The 18,282-nt window shown below is 68.4% G+C and carries 18 protein-coding genes, 2 tRNA genes and 1 pseudogene; 7 read left to right on the top strand and 14 right to left on the bottom strand.

Annotated elements, in window-relative coordinates:
* Positions 1-69: 69 nt before the first annotated feature.
* Both IE173_RS02895 and IE173_RS15655 read right to left on the bottom strand, forming a co-directional pair.
* Positions 70-1,122, bottom strand: coding sequence for an ATP-dependent nuclease (locus IE173_RS02895; protein WP_191282530.1), 1,053 nt, complete (start codon positions 1,120-1,122; stop codon positions 70-72).
* 228 nt (positions 1,123-1,350) lie between these two features.
* A pseudogene (locus IE173_RS15655) lies at positions 1,351-1,443 on the bottom strand (ATP-binding protein); the annotation flags it as partial.
* A gap of 192 nt (positions 1,444-1,635) precedes the next feature.
* On the opposite strand from IE173_RS15655, the gene IE173_RS02885 reads away from it, so the two are divergent.
* Positions 1,636-1,872, top strand: a complete 237-nt coding sequence (locus tag IE173_RS02885) for a hypothetical protein (RefSeq protein WP_191281853.1) — start codon at positions 1,636-1,638, stop codon at positions 1,870-1,872.
* Positions 1,873-1,960: 88 nt separating this feature from the next.
* Positions 1,961-2,305, top strand: a complete 345-nt coding sequence (locus IE173_RS02880) for a hypothetical protein (protein WP_191281852.1) — start codon at positions 1,961-1,963, stop codon at positions 2,303-2,305.
* Positions 2,306-2,315: 10 nt separating this feature from the next.
* On the opposite strand, the gene IE173_RS02875 is transcribed toward IE173_RS02880, so the two are convergent.
* From IE173_RS02875 to IE173_RS02865, 3 genes are all read right to left on the bottom strand, one after another.
* A tRNA-Ile gene (locus tag IE173_RS02875) sits at positions 2,316-2,390 on the bottom strand.
* A 185-nt stretch (positions 2,391-2,575) separates the two neighbouring features.
* The gene (locus IE173_RS02870; RefSeq protein WP_191282453.1) at positions 2,576-3,793 is read right to left on the bottom strand and encodes a glycosyltransferase; all 1,218 of its coding nucleotides are present in this window, start codon (positions 3,791-3,793) and stop codon (positions 2,576-2,578) included.
* A gap of 53 nt (positions 3,794-3,846) precedes the next feature.
* Complete coding sequence (locus IE173_RS02865; RefSeq protein WP_191281851.1) at positions 3,847-4,782, bottom strand: DMT family protein; 936 nt, start codon at positions 4,780-4,782, stop codon at positions 3,847-3,849.
* Positions 4,783-4,823: 41 nt separating this feature from the next.
* Between IE173_RS02865 and def the strand changes: the two genes are divergently transcribed.
* Positions 4,824-5,390 (top strand): peptide deformylase, encoded by a 567-nt coding sequence (def, locus tag IE173_RS02860; RefSeq protein WP_191281850.1) that lies wholly within the window; start codon positions 4,824-4,826, stop codon positions 5,388-5,390.
* Between the two features lie 9 nt (positions 5,391-5,399).
* On the opposite strand, the gene IE173_RS02855 is transcribed toward def, so the two are convergent.
* Positions 5,400-7,808: a phosphoketolase family protein gene (locus IE173_RS02855; protein ID WP_191281849.1), complete on the bottom strand. Its 2,409-nt coding sequence runs from the start codon at positions 7,806-7,808 to the stop codon at positions 5,400-5,402.
* Positions 7,809-7,906: 98 nt separating this feature from the next.
* On the opposite strand from IE173_RS02855, the gene mgtA reads away from it, so the two are divergent.
* Entirely contained in the window at positions 7,907-10,435 is a 2,529-nt protein-coding gene (gene mgtA, locus IE173_RS02850; protein ID WP_191281848.1) for a magnesium-translocating P-type ATPase, read from the top strand.
* On the opposite strand, the gene IE173_RS02845 is transcribed toward mgtA, so the two are convergent.
* The 5 genes from IE173_RS02845 to IE173_RS02825 form a co-directional block, all read right to left on the bottom strand.
* Positions 10,425-10,820: a response regulator gene (locus IE173_RS02845; protein ID WP_229841922.1), complete on the bottom strand. Its 396-nt coding sequence runs from the start codon at positions 10,818-10,820 to the stop codon at positions 10,425-10,427. The genes mgtA and IE173_RS02845 overlap by 11 nt on opposite strands.
* A 2-nt stretch (positions 10,821-10,822) precedes the next feature.
* A complete protein-coding gene (locus IE173_RS02840; RefSeq protein ID WP_191281846.1) occupies positions 10,823-11,710 on the bottom strand; it encodes a sensor histidine kinase in 888 nt (295 codons plus the stop codon).
* Positions 11,711-11,790: 80 nt separating this feature from the next.
* Complete coding sequence (locus IE173_RS02835) at positions 11,791-12,102, bottom strand: SHOCT domain-containing protein (protein ID WP_191281845.1); 312 nt, start codon at positions 12,100-12,102, stop codon at positions 11,791-11,793.
* A gap of 158 nt (positions 12,103-12,260) precedes the next feature.
* Entirely contained in the window at positions 12,261-12,935 is a 675-nt protein-coding gene (locus tag IE173_RS02830) for a response regulator transcription factor (protein ID WP_191281844.1), read from the bottom strand.
* On the bottom strand, positions 12,932-14,131 hold the full coding sequence (locus IE173_RS02825; RefSeq protein ID WP_191281843.1) for a sensor histidine kinase: 1,200 nt from the start codon (positions 14,129-14,131) through the stop codon (positions 12,932-12,934). The genes IE173_RS02830 and IE173_RS02825 overlap by 4 nt, the downstream gene beginning before the upstream one ends.
* Before the next feature lie 89 nt (positions 14,132-14,220).
* On the opposite strand from IE173_RS02825, the gene IE173_RS02820 reads away from it, so the two are divergent.
* Genes IE173_RS02820 through IE173_RS02810 form a run of 3 tightly spaced genes read left to right on the top strand, consistent with a single transcriptional unit; the run spans position 14,221 to position 15,549 of the window.
* Positions 14,221-14,790: a hypothetical protein gene (locus IE173_RS02820; RefSeq protein ID WP_191281842.1), complete on the top strand. Its 570-nt coding sequence runs from the start codon at positions 14,221-14,223 to the stop codon at positions 14,788-14,790.
* A 31-nt stretch (positions 14,791-14,821) separates the two neighbouring features.
* Positions 14,822-15,082 carry a hypothetical protein gene (locus IE173_RS02815; protein WP_191281841.1) on the top strand — a complete coding sequence of 87 codons (261 nt, stop codon included), beginning with the start codon at positions 14,822-14,824 and terminating at the stop codon, positions 15,080-15,082.
* A 50-nt stretch (positions 15,083-15,132) separates the two neighbouring features.
* Positions 15,133-15,549, top strand: a complete 417-nt coding sequence (locus IE173_RS02810) for a DUF4262 domain-containing protein (RefSeq protein ID WP_191281840.1) — start codon at positions 15,133-15,135, stop codon at positions 15,547-15,549.
* Positions 15,550-15,610: 61 nt separating this feature from the next.
* Here IE173_RS02810 and IE173_RS02805 read toward each other — a convergent pair.
* The 3 genes from IE173_RS02805 to IE173_RS02795 form a co-directional block, all read right to left on the bottom strand.
* Positions 15,611-15,683, bottom strand: a tRNA-Asn gene (locus tag IE173_RS02805).
* Between the two features lie 165 nt (positions 15,684-15,848).
* Positions 15,849-16,628, bottom strand: a complete 780-nt coding sequence (locus IE173_RS02800) for an ATP-binding cassette domain-containing protein (protein ID WP_191281839.1) — start codon at positions 16,626-16,628, stop codon at positions 15,849-15,851.
* Between the two features lie 45 nt (positions 16,629-16,673).
* The gene (locus IE173_RS02795) at positions 16,674-18,260 is read right to left on the bottom strand and encodes an ABC transporter substrate-binding protein (protein ID WP_191281838.1); all 1,587 of its coding nucleotides are present in this window, start codon (positions 18,258-18,260) and stop codon (positions 16,674-16,676) included.
* Positions 18,261-18,282 lie beyond the last annotated feature (22 nt).

Raw genomic sequence — 18,282 nt, 5'->3', positions numbered from 1 at the left:
AACAGCAGGCAGTCGATCAAGCGATGGTTTGCGAACCTTGCTGGTCAATCACTACTACGGCTGTCGACCTCAGACCGAGCGCAAGGCAGCGTCGATCGCCTCGCACCACTCCTTGGCAGCCTCCGCTCCGAGCACGTCCCGAACCCAGACATCGGTCGCTGCCTCCCACACCTTCGAAGGGCGCATCGTTCCGCCGATCTGTCGCGCGATCTCGCCAGACCAGGCGTGGTGATTTTCGATCTGAACAGCTGAATCTTTTGCGTCGAGCAGTGGGCCGACATCTTGTCCAAGACGTTCCGCCACCGCCACCCAATTCTCGTCGGTGAGCCCGAGATATACCTCGCGCTCTGGTGCCAGTTCGCCCGGCAACCTCAGGTAGTCCGTTCCGCTGACCTGGTCAGCGTCGACAACGCACATTCCAGGTCGGGGTAGCTTCCCCGCCGCCGCGACGGTCGCGAGGTTGATGACAGTGCTGGCCGGCCCAACTCCGGTGATCTCGACGCGCTGGAGTGCATCGGGCAACCCGGCTGCGATCAGACGCTCGATTAGGTACTTCGCTTCGTCATCCTCGCAGTAGATATCGAGCTCCTCGTGGCGCTCGTCGTCCATGAGATTGAGCGCAAAGTTCGCCGTCACGCCGTAGAGAACTTGTCGCCGTTGATCACGATCGAGTGAGATAAACATTCGAGCCGCAGGCGGTAGTTGCTCGAGGACATAGGGCGAGTGGGTCGACATGATGATCTGAGCTCGCTTCTCAAGCGCTAGGCGCAGGAGCTCTGTAATCAGCGCACGCTGAGCTTTGGGATGAAGTGAAGCCTCCACCTCGTCGATGACGATCAAGGACTTATTGGGCGCGGCGGTGACGAGCGCCAGCAGATCAAGCACTGAATCTTCGCCTGCGCCCTGATGGAAGTTTGAGTACGTCACTCCCCCCTGGCTGACAACCCCGACCTGCTTACCTTCGGCGCGGTCGAATTTTGCTTCTTCGTATCGCCGTCCCAGAGTTCGATTTAGTTGAGCTACCTGAGCCTCTGAGAGCGGCTCGGCGGAGCCGCGACTGATGACGTCCTGAGCCGTACGGCCGTAGCCAATTTGCGTGTTCGCGGGCTGGATACGCGACACGTCCAGGAAGTAGGACGCTCTCTCCCGTCGCTGAGCAGTCCATCTCCAGCGCTCCGTTGGCTTGCGGACCGTGACAACCTCTGTGTTCTCTGCGACCCGGCTAGTGAAATCAATCGAGACGCCGCTCACCTCGTCCCACGGCGTCTTAGGGAAGAAGTCGTCCGGGAAGAATGTTGCCGTCGTCCCGTCCGAACGGTACGCAGCTGCCGCGGTTTTCAGAACAGTGCTCTTCCCCGACCCATTCACTCCCGCTATTGCGACGACGGGATAGCGAAACTCGACTGTCTCTCCTTGCCAGCCCCTAAGCCCGTCGATCCTCACCGAAGTGAGGAAGAGCGGCCATCCGCCCCCGGCGTGACGGAGAGAGTCCCAAGCGGATGTGAGCTTTGGTTCTGTTGGTGCTGGCACAGTTTCCTCCCTGGCGAAACTGGTCTGAATCTAGCGCCATAAAAGTCCGACAGGTGAGGTCATCGATCGCGGTCGGGCTGGCACCACTATCGCTACGATCCGACTGTGACTGACGCTCCAGATTCGACGTCGATCGTCTACACCTTCTTGATGATCGTCGGCCGCCTATACCCTGGCGGACACCGGATGCACCGGGATGTCGAATCGCTGTCCCCAAGCGAGAAGGCCGTTGCAGCGCGTCAGTTCTTCGCAGAGGCCGGCGAGATGGACAACGACCCTGTCGGGCGCGGCCTGACGATGTCAACCATCGAACGGGTCGTGCGCCAAGCGCGTGGTAGCTGACCCGGTTTCTGGATTGAACGGGAGCATGGTGGCAAACTCGTTCGTGACCCACCCCCGACTGGCCCGAAAGGCCGGAAAGCAGGACCTAGTGCGCGCGTACGACACCTCTGAGACCTTCCAGACCTGGAACGTCCTCGACTCCTTCTTCCGCGAGATGCCGTCTGGAACCGTTCTTCGTGTCGACCGGCGTGAAGACACCACGGGCCGAACTGTGATCACCTACGGCAACTACGAAAAGGATCGCGGCAAGGACGGGAGCTTCGAGCTCGTAGCCGGACTTCCGATGTTCTTCTACGAGGACGGCACGATGGCCGGCGGCACCGTAGGAGGTGAGGACCCGTCGCAGTTCGTATACCCGGACGAAATGCTCATGGCACGAGACATCACGGACCTCCGCTTCCGAATCGTCAGCCTCGGATCGCCGCGGAAGTAGAGCGAGAAGGTGGGGCGGGTGGGACTTGAACCCACGACCGCACGGGTTATGAGCCCGGTGCTCTGACCAGCTGAGCTACCGCCCCGAAGAGCGTGAACGCTCTGCTCAAACTTAGCCGACCGGCGTCTGCCGACTTGAGCAGCGAGTGCCGAAACCGCTGTTCAATCCAAGATTCGCCGATGTGTGCACCTTGAGTGTGCACCAGAGGCATAGTTCTCAACGTTTGCAGCGATTTTGGCCCGTGGGGCCAACTGTTATGAGTCCGCTGCTCTAACCAGCTGAGCTACCGCCCCGCGCCGGCTTCGACCGCTTCGCGACCGGCACCGACTCGGTGACCGGGTCGGTCACCGTTTCACCACGGTACAGCGCCTCGAAGGTGTCGACGGTGGCCTGAAGGTCGTGTTTCGCGACGATGCGCTGCGACGCCTTCTTCATGGCGGTGTACTCCGCGGGCGGCGCGGTGAGCACCGAGGTGAGGTGCGCCGCAAAAGCCGGGATGTCGCCGGGCTCGTAGAGGTAGCCGTTCTCGCCCGGGTGCACGAGGTGCGGCAGCGCCATCGCGTTCGCGGCGACGACGGGCAGAGCGGATGCCATGGCCTCCATCGCGGCGATGCACTGCAGTTCGGCACGGGAGGGCATCGCGAACACGGCGCCGTGGGTGAGGATGTCGCGCAACTGCTCGTCGGGGATCTTGCCGTGGAAGGTCACACGGTCGGTGATGTGCAGGTCGCGCGCGAGCCGCTCGAGGCGGTGCAGGTCTTCGCCGTGGCCGACGATGTCGAGTTTCGCGTCGAGCGAGGGGTCGAGCAGGGCGAACGCCTGCAGCAGTTCGTGGATGCACTTCTCTTCGTCGAGACGACCGACGAAGACGACGCGGTTCTCGGTGCGCGGCTCGAAGCTGGGCACGTAGTTCGACGTGTCGATGCCGTTCGAGATGGAATGCACGTCGGTGAGGCCGGTCATCTTCTCGAAGTAGTCGCTCGACCGCTTCGTCGGCGTGGTGACGACGTCGGCGAGCGAGTAGACATCCGCTGCCGCCTTCCACTGCGACTTGATCAGCCAGCGCAGCGCAGGCCCCGGCAGGATCGTGACGTGCTGGGCGATGTTCTCGGCCATCGTGTGGTTGGTGCCGATCAGGCGGATGCCGGCCGCTTTCGCCGCCTCGGCAAGGCCGGTGCCGACGATGATGTGCGACTGGAAGTGCACGACATCCGGCTTGTACTGCTCGATCAGGCGGCGGCCGTTGGCTTTGATGCGCCACGGGAGGGCGAACCGCAGCCACGGATGCGGCAGCCAGCGCCAGCTGGTGAGGCGATGCACCATGAACTCGACCCCGTCGTGGGTTTCCATCCCGGAACGCCCCGGCCCGTCGGGCGAGGGCGCCACCATGTGCACCTCGTGCCCGCGCTTCTTCAACTCCACCGCGAGCCGTTTGGCGAAGGAGGCGGAGCCGTTGATATCGGGGGCGAAGGTGTCCCCGCCGAGCATTATCCGCACTCGCACGAGGCTACCGCAGCCGCCGCGTTATCGATGCGCCACGCCTATCGATGAGTTTGCGGGTGGTGCTTCGCGAGTTGGTAGACCCCGTAGACGGCGACGGATGCCGCGACGGCCCACACGGGGATGACCCAGAGGGGTGCGTGGGCGGCCTCGCCGAGCACCGCGATGCCGATCGCGACGGCGAGCAGCGGGTCGACGACGGTGAGCCCCGCGATCACCAGGTCGGGCGAGCCGAGCGAGTACGCGGTCTGCACGAAGTAGGCGCCGAGCACGACGGCGAGCAGCAAGGCGGCGATGCAGGCGATCGTCAGCCACTCGAACTCGCCGCCGACCACCCCGGCCATCAGGTTGCCGAGTCGGTTGATGACGACCTTCGCGAGCGTCGCGACGAACCCGTAGAGCACGCCTGCCGACACGATGTAGAACAACGCGCCCGCCTTCTTGCGGGCGAACGCGAACGTGAGTCCGAGCAGCAGGATCACCGCGCCGAGGATGCTCAGCACGATCACGAGCTGGGTTTCGCCGACGACCTGCTCTCCGGCCACGAAGGTGGCGACCGTGACGAACAGGGCGATTCCGCCGACGCAGAGCGCGATCGCCCGCAGCACCGGGCCCCCGAGCTTCGTCTTGGTGACCCGGGCGTTGACGATCGCGGTGATCACGAGGGCGACCGCGCCGATGGGCTGCACGACGATGAGCGGCGCAAATGTGAGGCTGCCGAGCTGAAAGAGGATCGCCAGGCCGAGCAGCACCGTGCCGATGACCCACGACGGGCGGGCCAGCAGCCGCAGCAGCTGCCGCACACTCAGGCCGGCCTTGTTGCCCGATCCGTGGCGTTCCTCGACGACTCCGACACCGGCGTGCTGGAACTGCGCACCGAGCGACAAGAAGACCGCGCCGACAAGCGCGATGAGAATGCCGAGCACGGGGATATTCCCAATGGCGCTCTGTGCGGCGAGGTCGTCGAGCGGGTTCATCCCGAGAAATCTAGCGGTCCTCGGCTGGATATCCTGGCCGAATGGCCGTGCGTCCCATCCGCATCACGGGCGATCCCGCGTTGCACTCCCCCGCATCCCCCGTTCCGTCGATCGACGACTCGGTGCGTGAACTCGTGCGCGACATGGAGGAGACGATGGCGGCGGCTCCCGGTGTGGGCCTCGCGGCGCCTCAGGTGGGGGTTTCGCTGCGCATCTTCGTCTGGTCGTGGGTCGACGACGACGGCGTGCGGCACCAGGGCACCGCGATCAACCCCGAGCTGCTGATCGCGCCGCTGCCGCTCGGCGAACTCGACGACGACGAGGAGTCGGAGGGCTGCCTGTCGATCCCCGGGGAGCGTTTTCCGCTGCGGCGCTCCCCCGAGGCCCTGCTCACCGCGACCGGCCTCGACGGCGAGCCCTTCGAGATCCGCGCGACCGGGTGGCTGGCACGCATCTTCCAGCACGAATTCGATCACCTCGACGGGGTGCTCTACGCCGACCGGCTGATCCACCCGCACGACAAGGGTGTCGCGAAGGCGATCCGCAAGAAGAGCTGGGGCTCACCCGGGCAATCCTGGATGCCGGGCGTCGACAACCTCGAAGGCTAGGCCCCGCCTTCAGCTACGAACTGGCCAGCGCCAGTCGGCGACCTCCGGGATGTCTTCGCCGTGCTCGCGGGTGTAGTCGCGGGCCCGGGTGCGGGCGTCCTCGAGCTCCTGACGGAACTCGGGGTTGGCGGCGGCGAGCCCGGGAACCCGGTCGAGAACGGCGATCGCCAGCCGGTAGCGGTCGAGGTCGTTGAGCATCACCATGTCGAACGGCGTCGTCGTCGTGCCGCGCTCCTGGAAGCCGTGCACGTGCAACTGATCGTGCCCTGCACGCTTGTAGGTCAGCCGGTGGATGAGCGCCGGGTAGCCGTGGAAGGCGAAGATCACCGGCTTGTCGGTCGTGAAGATCGCGTCGTACTCGGCATCGGGCAGGCCGTGCGGATGCTGGTCTTCCGACTGCAGACGCATCAGGTCGACGACGTTCACCACCCGCACCGCCAGCGTCGGCAGCCGCTCCCGCAGGATCGCGGCAGCGGCCAGCACCTCGAGCGTCGGAACGTCCCCGGCGGCGGCGAGCACGACATCCGGTTCTCTGCCTTCGACCTCACTGCCCGCCCACGGGAACACCCCGACGCCGCGGGTGCAGTGCTCGATCGCCTCGTCCATCGTGAGCCACTGCGGCGCGGGCTGCTTGCCGGCGGCGACGACGTTGACGTAGTCGACCGAGCGCAGGCAGTGGTCGTAGGTCGACAGCAGCGTGTTCGCGTCGAACGGCAGGTACACCCGCACGATCTCGGCGCTCTTGTTCACGGCCACGTCGAGAAACCCCGGGTCTTGGTGGCTGAAGCCGTTGTGGTCCTGCCGCCAGACGTGGCTGGAGAGCAGGTAGTTCAAGCTCGCGATCGGCTGACGCCACGGGATGCGGCGACAGGCTTCGAGCCATTTGGCGTGCTGGTTGAACATCGAGTCGACGATGTGCACGAACGCCTCGTAGGTGTTGAACAGCCCGTGCCGGCCGCTCAGCAGGTACCCCTCGAGCCAGCCCTGACACTGGTGCTCACTGAGCACCTCCATCACGCGACCGGTGGGCGCCAGGTTCTCGTCGACGCTCACCACCTCGGCGTTCCACTGCTTCGCGGTCGCTTCGTAGATCGCCGGGGCGAGCCGATTGGATGCCGTCTCGTCGGGCCCGAAGATGCGGAAGTCGGCGGGGTTGTGCCGGATGACGTCGGCGAGCCAGTGGCCGAGCACCGCCGTCGACTCGAGCTGCAGCGCGCCGCGTGCGGCGGGATCGACCTCGACCGCCGTCTGCCGGAAGTCGGGAAGGCTCAGGTCGCGACGTAGCCCGCCGTTCGCGACCGGGTTGGCGCTCATCCGCAACTCCCCCTCCGGCGCGAGCGCGATCACCTCGGGGAACGGTGCCCCGGACTCGTCGAACAGCTCCTCGGGACGGTAGGACCGCATCCAGTCGTCGAGCACCCGCAGGTGCGCCTCCGTGTCGCGGGCGCTCGCCAGCGGAACCTGGTGGGCGCGCCAGGTGTTCTCCACCGGCTTGCCGTCGATCTCGGCCGGGCAGGTCCAGCCCTTCGGCGTGCGCAGGATGATCATCGGCCAATTCGGGCGCGACTCGTCGCCGGCCGCCGCGGCCGCCTTGATCGCGGCGATGCGGTCGAGCACCTCGTCGAGCACCGCGGCGAACCGCGCGTGCACGGCCTTCGGGTCCTCCCCGTCGAACCCGCCCGAGACGAGGAACGGCTCGTGCCCGTAGCCGCGCATCAGGGCGAGCAGCTCGTCTTCGGGGATGCGGGCGAGCACCGTCGGGTTGGCGATCTTGTAGCCGTTGAGGTGCAGGATCGGCAGCACGACACCGTCTTGCCGGGGGTTGAGGAACTTGTTACCGTGCCAGGCGGTCGCGAGCGGACCGGTCTCGGCCTCCCCGTCGCCGATGACGCAGGCGACGAGCAGATCGGGGTTGTCGAACGCGGCGCCGTAGGCATGCGACAACGCGTAGCCGAGCTCGCCACCCTCGTGCATCGAGCCGGGGGTGTCGGGCGAGGCGTGGCTCGGGATACCGCCGGGGAACGAGAACTGGCGGAACAGGCGGCCGATCCCCGCCTCCGACCGATCGATGTCGGGGTAGACCTCGGAGTAGGTGCCGTCGAGCCACGCGTTCGCGACCATGCCCGGGCCGCCGTGCCCGGGACCGGCGATGTAGACGGTGCTCTGCTTGCGCTGCTGGATGGCGCGATTGAGGTGGGCGTAGAGGAAGTTGAGGCCGGGTGTCGTTCCCCAGTGCCCGAGGAGGCGCGGCTTGACGTGGTCGCGGGTGAGCGGTTCGCGCAACAACGGATTGGCCAGCAGGTAGATCTGCCCGATGCTCAGGTAGTTCGCGGCCCGCCACCACGCGTCGATCCGATCGATGGTCGTCCGATCGATGGTCGGCTGGTCGATGGTCGGCTGGTCGACGGGCGCACGCATGAGCCCATCTTGCGGGGCGCGGGGCCCGGGAACCAGGGCGGAAGTCCCGCGGGACCTTGGGCCTTCCCGGGCGAACGCCCACGGCGCAGGATCGTGGGGTGCGCGAGAGGGCCCATGTGGTGGATGCGGAGGCGCCCGCCGCCTACTGGACGATGCCCGCCGCCGTCGTGCTGCACGCGGTCGGCTCGCGCGACAGCGGACTCAGCCGCGCGCAGGTGCAGCGGCGTCGCCGTCGTGACCCGCTCGACGAGCACCGGCGCCGTCCCGCGATCCGGGTGCTCGTGACCCAGTTCGCGAGTCCGGTCACCCTGGTGCTCGCTGCGGCGACCCTGATCGCCGTGGCGCTCGGCGACATCGCCGACGGGATGATCATCCTCGCGATCATCGTCGCGAGCGGCCTGCTCGGCTTCTGGCAGGAGTACCGCGCCGACGCCGCCGTCGCCGAGCTGCTGGCCAGTGTGCGGGTCATGTCGCGGGTGCTACGCGGCGGCGTCGAACACAGCGTGCCAGTTCGCGACGTCGTGCGCGGCGACGTCATCCTGTTGTCGGCGGGTGACCTGGTGCCCGCCGACGCGCGGTTGCTGGAGACAGACGGCCTCCAGGTCGACGCCTCGGCCCTCACCGGTGAGTCGTTCCCGGCCGAGAAGAATGCGAACGCCGAACTGCCCGAGGCGACGGCGCTCGCCGCTCGATCGACCGCGGTGCAGTTCGGAAGTCACGTCGTCAGCGGAACCGCCCGCGCCGTCGTCGTCGCGACGGGCAAGCAGACCGAGTTCGGCCGGGTCGCCCGGGCTGTCGGCGGACCGTCGGTGCGCACCAGCTTCGAGCTGGGGATCGCGCGGTTCGGCTGGCTGCTCATCCGGCTGGTCGCCGTGCTGACGACGTTCATCTTCGTCGTCAACTGGGCCCTGGGCCGCCCCGTCATCGAAGCCCTGCTGTTCGCGCTCTCGCTCGCCGTCGGCATCACGCCGCAGATGCTGCCCGCGATCGTCGCGCTCAGCCTCGCCGCCGGCGCGCGCCGACTCGCCCAGCGGCACGTGATCGTGAAACGGCTTGACGCGATCGAAGACCTCGGCGCCATCACTGTGCTGTGCACCGACAAGACCGGAACGCTCACCTCCGGTGCCGCCGAGTTGAGTGCCGCCCTCGGGCCGGACGGCGAACCCAGCGAACGGGTCGCCGCCCTGGCGGCGGCCAACGCGGCGGCGCAACGCGGCTTCCGCAACCCGCTCGACGACGGCATCCTGCGGGTGCATCCGACCGAGGTGGTCGCCCTCGAAGAGCTGCCCTACGACTTCCAACGCAAACGGCTGAGCGTGCTCGTCGACTGGTCGGGCGGGCCGTTGCTCATCACGAAAGGCGCCGTGCAGTCGGTGCTCCCCCGATGCGTCGGTGCGGCCGGCGGCGAACCGGCACGGTGGGATGCCGACCGCACGCACATCGAGCGGCGGGCCGACGAGCTCACCGCGGCCGGCAACCGAGTGCTCGCCGTCGCCACCCGCCCGCGGAATCCGGCGGCCGGGCCGCTCACCGTCGCCGACGAGACGCAGCTCGAGTTCGCCGGGCTGCTCGTCTTCCGCGACCCTCCGAAACCCGGCGCGCGCGAGGCGGTCGCCACGTTGCGCGCCGCCGGCGTCGACGTGCGGCTGATCACCGGCGACAGCGTCGGCTGTGCGCGCACGATCGCCACCGAGGTGGGGATCGACGCCGAGCGAGTCGTGACGGGGGCGGATCTCGGCGATCTCGACTCGACCCGGCTCGCCGCGACCCTGCGCGACGTGCGGGTCTTCGCCGAGGTGGAGCCGCTGCACAAGGAGCGCATCGTCGCCGCCCTGCGAGCGAACCGGGAAGTCGTCGCGTTCCTCGGCGACGGCATCAACGACGCGCCCGCCCTGCACGCCGCCGACGTCGGCATCTCGGTCGACACCGCGGCCGACATCGCCAAGCAGGCGGCGAGCGTCGTGCTGCTGGACAAGGGCCTCGACGTCGTCGCGACCGGCGTGCGGCTCGGGCGTCAGACCTTCGCGAACACCCTCAAATACATCCGGCTCACCACCAGCGCCAACCTCGGCAACATGGCGTCGCTCGCGATCGCGAGTCTCGTGCTTCCGTTCCTGCCGCTGCTGCCGCGCCAGATCCTGTTGCTCAACTTCCTCAGCGACATCCCGGCGATGTTCATCGCCCGAGACGCCGTCGATGAGGAGCAGTCGGCCCGGCCGATCCGCTGGCACATGCGGTCGCTGCTGCGATTCATGCTGGCCTTCGGGCTGCTGTCGACGGTGTTCGACCTCATCACCTTCGCCGTGCTCGTGGTCGGGTTCGGGGCCGGCGAGACGCTGTTCCAGAGCGCCTGGTTCGTGATGTCGACGCTCACCGAACTGGCGGTGCTCTTCTCGCTGCGCATCCCACGGCCGATCTGGAAGTCACAGCCCGCCCTCGGGCTGCTGATCGCGAGCTTCGCTGTGGCCGCGGTGACGGCCGCACTGCCCTTCCTGCCGCCGGCCGCCGAGCTGCTGGGCCTCCAACCGCCGCCGCTGACCCTGTTCGCCGCGCTCGCCCTCGTGCTGGCCGGTTACGTCGCCGCGAACGAACTGCTCAAACGCCGACTCCCCCACCTCATCGGCTGAGGGCCGCCTCGCGGATGACGTCGAACAGCGCCTCCGGCTCGGCGTCCTTGTAGAGCACCGCGTAGGCGCCGGCCTGAGCCGCGGCCGGCACGTGGTCGTCGAGATCGACGCCCGTCACGAGGATGATTCGCGGTGCGGGACCGTTGGCGCGCACCGCCTCGTCACCGAGGATGCGCTCTGTGGCGACCAACCCGTTCACGCGCGGCATCTGGATGTCCATGAGCACGACATCCACGAGCTGCTGACGCAGAAAGGCGAGGGCCTGCGCGCCGTCACCGGCCTGGCCGACGACCTCGAGGTCGGGTTGCGAGCCGAACAGCAGCGCCCAGCCCTCGCGCTGCCACGGCGAGTCGTCGACCAGCAGCATCCGCACCGGACCCCGCATGGTCACTCGGTGCCCAGCTTCACGCCCTCGATGCCGTTGTGGGCGCGCACCGCCGGGAAGATCGCGGTCACCGTGAAGCCGACGCCGGGGGTGACGATCGTGTTGAGCATCCCGCCGTAGAGTTCGGCGCGCTCGCGCATCTCAGTCATCCCGCGACCGGTCGGGGTCTGCGTGAGTGCGGCGAGGTCGTCCTCCTGACTGGAGACCCGATCCCGGGCGACCTCGTCGGGGTCGAGCCCCTCACGTCGCGCCGCGGCCCGGGCACCGTCGTCGGCGACGACGATCTCGAGGGTGTCGCTCCAGGTGAACGAGACGAGCACGTGGGTGCCCTCCCCACCGTGGGCGAGGGCGTTCTCGAGGGCTTCCTGCAGGATGCGGTAGATCGCCAGCTCCGCGCCCTGCTTCAACCGGATCGGCTCACCCGTCTCGCGGAACTCGACCTCGAGGCCGGCATCCCGCATCACCTTGAAAAGGTCGCGCAGGGTCGACAGGCGCGGCTGCGGACCGGCCGCGGCCTCGCCCTCGCGGGCGAGCGCCATGACCCGACGCAGGTCGGCGAGCGTGGCGCGGGCGGTGTCGGCGATGACGGCCGCGCTGCGGGCGGCGACCGCCGGATCCTGGGATGCCGCATACCGGGCGCCGTCGGCGTGGCTGATGAGCACCGACACCGAGTGCACGACGAGCTCGTGCAGTTCCCGGACGATGCGCAGCCGGCTGGTCTGCTCGGCGAGAGTCAGTTCCAGGTCGAGCCGTTCGCGGTCGGCCGTGGTGCGGTCGAACTCATTGCGCAGCGCCGCACGCCGGGCGCGACGCCAGAGCACGAACAGCACGATTCCGACGACGACGAGACCGCCCGCGAGCGCGGCGAGAGCGACCGTGATCGCATCCAAAGGTGCCTCCTGATCCGCGGCTGGCACATGCCGCGGCCCCGACCGGTCAGTTTATCCCGGTCGGGGCCGCGGCTTTCGCATTACTTCGCGGGCGGCGGCACCGGCCCGCTGGAGCGCAGCACCTCGAGACGGGCGCGGTACTCCTTCTCGTCGATGTCGCCGTTCGCGTAGCGCTGGGCGAGCACCGACTCGGCGCTGCCCGCGGCCTGAGCGTGCTGCCAGTAGGCGTGCGGGCCGTAGCCGTAAGGGCCGCCGTGGCGGCGCCAGCGCCGACCGAAGATCGCGAACAGCACCACGAACAGCAGGATCCAGAACAGCGGGATCAGGAAGAACCAGAAGCCGCCGTGCCAGGGATGGAACGCGACGGCGCTCAGGGCGAGAGCGGTGAACACGAGTGACTCCGTTTCCGCGGATCCCCGAGTGGGATCCGACATCCCGACTCTTCTCGCATCGGGAGCGGCGCGAATCTGCCGCCGGGAGTCTCTCGACTACTCCCTGAGGCGTCAAAAGGGGTCGCATCGGACTCCTCAGAGCGACCCTTCTTGACACTTCACGCCTGACCGGCCCTGACCAGACCCGTCTCGTAGGCGATGACGACGAGTTGCACGCGGTCGCGGGCGAGCAGCTTCGACATGATGCGCGACACGTGGGTCTTCGCGGTGAGCGGGCTGAGGAAGAGGCGACCGCCGATCTCCTCGTTGGTGAGGCCCTGGCCGACGAGCGCCAGCACTTCGCGCTCGCGGTCGGTGAGCGGCTCGAGCGGCCGGGTGTCCGGGGAGTCGTTGAGGGTGCCGGCGACCCGCTCGAGCAGCCGTTTCGTGACGCTCGGGCTGAGCAGGGCCTCCCCGCCGGCGACGACCCGCACCGCCCGGATCAGCTCGACGGGTTCGGTGTCTTTCACGAGGAACCCGCTCGCCCCCGCCCGGATCGCCTGCGCGACGTACTCGTCGAGCTCGAAGGTCGTCACGACGACGACGTGGGTGCCGGCGAGGGCGGGGTCGGCCACGATCTGTTCCGTCGCCCACAGGCCGTCGCCGTCCGGCATCCGGATGTCCATCAGCACCACATCGGGCTGGGTGCGCTTCACCAGGGCGACCGCCTCGCGACCCGTCGCCGCCTCCCCCACGACGTCGAGATCGGGCTCCGCTTCCAGCAGGCTGCGGAAGCCCGCGCGGATCAGGTGCTGGTCGTCGGCGAGGACGACCCGGATGCGGGGGCCGGTCATGTGGGAACGCCTTCCATCGGGATCGTGGCCGAGACCCGGAACCCCGTGCCCGGCGCCGGTCCGGCCGACAGGTGGCCGCCGAGCAGCTCGGCACGTTCCCGCATCCCGAGCAGGCCGCGGCCGCCGGTCTCACTCGCCGGCGTCGTCGAACCCGCACCGTCGTCGGTGACCTCGAGGCGGTAGCTGCCGCCTTCGGTCCACAGTCGCACCGTCGCGTGCGCGGCGCCGGCGTGGCGGGTGACGTTGGTGAGCGACTCCTGCGCGATGCGGAACAGGGCCAGCTGCACCGACTTGGGGGCATCGACGATGCGGTTGTCGAGAGTCACCTCGACCCCGCGGATCGCGGCGACGAGGGCCGGCAACCGGTCGAGCGCGGGTTCGGGCACCAGCGGGGCATCCGTCGTGCCGTCGGATCGCAACGCGCCCAGCACCGACCGCACCTCGTCGAGCGCCGCCTTGCTCGTCTCCTTGATGCTCGCGAGCGCCTCGGCCGCCTTGTCGGGCTGCCGCTCCATCAGGTGGAGTCCGACGCCGGCCTGCACGTTGATCTGGCTCAGGGAATGCGCGAGCACGTCGTGCAATTCGCGGGCGATGCGCACCCGCTCGGCCTGCACCTCGCTCTGCTCGCGCTCGCCCGCCAGCCGCCAGTACTCGGCCGCGCGGTCGCGGCGAGTGCGCATCCCCTCGCCGATGCCGAAGACGATGAGGATGCCGAGGGTGGTCGCCGCGATCCGCCCCGGGGTCCACTCCTCGCGCCCCATCGCGATGGCGGCGCCGACGGTGGCGATCCAGGCCGCCCCCACCGAGACCCACGCCCACACCCGGGCACCGCGCACGATCGCCGAGACGATCGCGAACGCCAGCGCGACATACGGGGGGCCGCCGTGCGGGTTGACGAACAGGTCGAGCGATGCCGCCGCCGCCACGACCACGACGACCGGGCCCGGGAAGCGCCGCGCGCCGATGAGGGCGAGCGGCCCCACGAGGGCCAGACCGAGGATGCCGACCGCCTCCCGCGGCAGGTAGTCGCCGACTCGGATCGTCCAGATGGCGGCGAGCACCTGCGGGATGAAGGATGCGATGACCGGCACCCAGAGGGTCACCCACTTCGGGGCGCTCCACTCCGGGGGAGGCGGGCCATGCCATCCGCGTGCGCCGTGCGGCCCGTGCGCGCTGTACCACCCGGGATGCCGCATGCGCCGATGCTACGCGGGCGCCGCGCGGTGGGCGTCGTCCCGCGGGAGTAACTCTCGCTGTCTGGTGAGGATCGCTTAGTATTCTCACCATGCAGCGGTCAGGGGTGCTTCTCGTGGTGGCCGTCACGATCGCGGGGTTGGCGGGGTGCGCGTCAACCGAACCGTCAGACCGGGTCAGCCCGACGCCTTCAGAGGCACAGGCCGCTGAGCGGTCGTGTCCCGAGGGCTTCTTCGACGCGCTCACGGATCATCTCGAGACTCAGCCCTCGGAGCCGTTCACCGAGATCACGTTGGTCGAGGATCCGTTCTACGCCTTCCGGCCGGATGCGGTCAACGACACCGTGCGCGAGGGGTGCGTCTTCCGGGTGGAGCGCGCGTCGGCCGCCGGCGACCTCATGATCCAGGTCTTCGGGGTGACCTCGGGCGCCGACGAATCCCAGGTGCTCGGCATCCTCGAATCGGCCGGATGGGTTCAACCGTTTCCCGATGTCGAGCCCGGCGCCTACGAGAGCGAAGAACGCGACGCCGCAGAGAACTCAGAGCTGGAATCGATCGGCGTCTTCCCCGTCGGTGGCCCGGATTTCGTGCTCGGGTTCCCCGATTGGTCGACGTACTTCGACCCCGCCGAGATGGTGCTGCAGTCCGTTCCGCACATGTAGAACCACGCCCCCCGCCTCTACGATCGTGGGCATGCGCGAAGGTGTGTGCCCCTCCTGCGACGGAACCGAGATCTACGCGGCCCGCAACGGTGTCGATTTCGGCGAGTACGGCGCCGTCGGGTTGCGGCCGCATCTGGAACTGGGTTTCCGCGGAGCCGTCAGCCTCCACCAGAGCCACGAGGTGTGGGCGTATGTCTGCGCCGAGTGCGGGCTGTTCGAGTTCCGACTGCACGAGCCCGCCGGGATCGAGTTCGTGCGACAGAACTGGGTGCGGGTGAAGGGGGCGAATTGACCGTGCCCTCTCGAGATTCCGCCCGGTCGGCGGACGAGGAGCTCTCGGTGTTGATCGAGGAACACGGGTGGGCAGTCCGTCACGTCATGGGATCGCCCAACGCGAGCCAGTTCTCGTACACCGTGGGGCTGAGCGCTTTCGGCCACGCCGAAATCGTCGTCACCGGGATGCCGTTCGATTCTGCTCACATTTTCCTGAACCTGGTGGGTCAGGACTTGCGCGACGGAATCGTGGTCGCTCACGGCATCCGGACGACCCGGTTCACCGATTCCGGAGACGTGGCCTTCATCGATGCCGAGAACACGGAGGGCCTCACCGCGGTACATCATCGGTATGGCGAGGTGAGGGCGCTGCAGCTGATCTGGCCGGACTCGACCGGCGCTTATCCCTGGGAGACGGGCTATCGCAACCCGCCGGAGGCCCAGCCGTTGCTCGGTCCCGTCCCCGACACGTTCGTAGAGGCATGATCGGTGGCATGCGGCGGGAACGACAAAGGCCCGGAATCACGGGGAGTCCGGGCCTCATCTGCTCCCCGGCTTGGACTCGAACCAAGAACCTATCGGTTAACAGCCGATTGCTCTGCCAATTGAGCTACCGAGGATTAGCTGTGTGAACAGCCGGTCCAGCGTAGCAAACCTGAACCGGCGCTCTTGCCCACCGCATCCCGACGACGGGGCAAGCTGTCGCAACACGATGACCGTTGCCCGGCATCCCGGGGTGTCGACGGCGTGTCGCGCGGATGGTCACCGGAGAGCGACACTCCGGGTCACCGGGTGGTGGCGGCGAGGGCTTCCACGTAGGGGTGCAGGGGGTTGTCGAGCACCTCGTCGGCCTGGCCGTAGCCGACGAACATGCCCTCGTGCATGACGGCGATCTGGTCGGTCATCGTGCGCAGTTCGCGCAGGTCGTGGCCGATCACGAGAGCCGAGAAGGCGCGCTCGCGCTGCAGGTCGGCGATGACGGTGAGGATGCGGCCGCGCACGAGCACGTCGACACCCATCGTCGGGTCGTCGGCGACGAGCAGGTTCGGTTCGAGGATGAGGGCACGGGCGAGCGCGATGCGCTGCCGCTGCCCGCGGGAGAGTTCGTGGGGCATCTTGGCCATGACGCCGATCGGGAGGCGCACGGCATCCACCAGTTGGGCGACGAGCGCACCCGCCTTCTTGCGGTCGTACTTCTCGTCGCGCTGGTAGATCGGGGCGGCCACGTTCTCGCCGACGGTGAGATGCGGTTCGAGGGTGCTTCCGCCGTCCTGCGGCAGGTAGCCGACCTTGCTCACCAGTTTGTCGCGCCGCTGCGGTGAGAGGTCGCGGATCTCCCGGCCGAGCACCTGAAGGTGCCCCCCGACGATGTGCGGCGCCGTGCGCTCCCCCGGCACCGACTGGGCGGCCACCGCACGGGCGAGGGTGCTCTTGCCCGACCCGGCCTCACCGACGACGCCGAGGATGCCGTCGAGCGGGATCTCGAAGGTGACACCGCTCACGGCGGGTCGATCATCGCCGTACCCGAGGGTCAGGTCGTCTGCCCGAACCGCGACGTCACTCACGCTGCCACGCTACCCGGCCTGACCCGGAGTCAGCGACGCAGCAACTCAGCGACGCAGCCGGCTCAGGTCGAGCGGGAGCGAGTCGTCGACCCCGAACCCCGAGATCGTGCCGCGCACGAACACCACGCGCACCCCCTGGGTGAGCGGGATGGCGGGGAGCTGCACCGCGATCGCGTTCTCGATCTCACGCAGCTTCGCCGCGCGAAGGTCGGCGTCGGGCTCGCTCGCGTACTCGTCGAGCAGCTTGTCGACGCCGGCGTCGGCGTAGCCCGGCGCGAGCAGACCGGCTGAACGGAACGGTTCGAGGTAGTCCCGGGGGTCGGCGGTGACCGGCAGCACACTGGTGAACACCGCCTCCACCTCGCCGGCGACGAGCGCCGAGCCGAAGCCCTCGGCATCCGTCTCGACGACGGTGACCGTGAACAGGCCGCTGTCGTCGAGCTGCTCGGCGAGCGCGTCGATCTCGACCCTCCCCGGATCGCCCACCTGGTCGAGGTCGACATGGATGCTGAGCTCGACCGGGTACGGAATCGCCGCCGCGTCGAGGGCTGCCGTGGCGCGGTCGACGTCGGGCCCGCCCTCACCGTCGCCGTGGAGCGCGGAGAACACGTCGGAGGAGCCCGGGATGCCGTCGGCGGTGTAGCCGTAGAGCGGCTCCACCCAGTTGGCGCCGAGCCCGTCGGCGAGGGCTTCGCGGTCGACGAGCTCGCTGATGGCGGTGCGCACGGCCGCCGCCTTCGCTGCGTCGGGGGTCTCGGTGCGGGAGCCGAACGGCATGTGACCGAAGTCGAACGCGAGCAGGCGGACACGACCGGATGCGGCCCGCGCCATATCGATCCCGTCATCCCCGGCGAGCGACTGGATGGTCTCGGGACCGAGCCGGCCGGCGAGCACGTCGACCGTGCCGTCGCTCAAGCGCGTCGCCAGATCGCCGTCGTCGCCCGCCCGAAGCTCGAGGGTGGATGCGGCCAGCGGCGAACCGCCGAACCCGAGGTACGGGGTGAGTGTCAACACCTCGTCGCTCGACGACTCGAGAACGTACGGCCCGCCGAAAGCTTGAGCGTCGATGATGTCGGCGTCGGGGGTGAGCTCGTCGGCGAAGAAGGCTTCCTCGTCGAGCACCAGCCCGGCGGGGCCGGCGAGCACGAACGGGAAGCCGGTGTCGATCGCCGTGCCGAGATGGAACTCGATCGTCGTGTCGTCGATGATCTCGATGCTGTCGAGGTTCGCGAGGCGCCGCCAGGCTCCGTCCTCCGACTGCAGCGCGAGCTGACGCTCGAGACTGAACTTGACATCCGATGTGGTGAGGTCGTGACCGTTCGGGAAGACCAGCCCGGACTTCAGCACCGCGGTGTAGACCCCGTCTTCGGTCCATTCGACCGATTCGGCGATCTCGGGAACGGGGTCGGCCTGATCGGCGTCGACGACGAGCAGCGACGGGTAGAGCTGGGTGAGGAAGGCGAAGGAGCCGAGCGAGTCGCTCGCCGCCGGGTCGAGCGGCGGAACCTCACCGCTCCACCCGACGCGGATGGGGCTCGACGCCGAACCCCCGCTGGCGCAGGCGCCGAGCGTCACGATCACGGCGAGGGCGGTGGCGGCAGCGATCGCGCGTCGCAGCAGGCTCCGACTCAACGGGCCTCCTTCAATCGGGTGG

The sequence above is a fragment of the Pseudolysinimonas yzui genome (assembly GCF_014653215.1).
Taxonomy (GTDB): Bacteria; Actinomycetota; Actinomycetes; order Actinomycetales; family Microbacteriaceae; genus Pseudolysinimonas_A; species Pseudolysinimonas_A yzui.
Note: the sequence above shows the minus strand (reverse complement) of the source record. Positions and strands in the feature narration are given on the sequence as shown.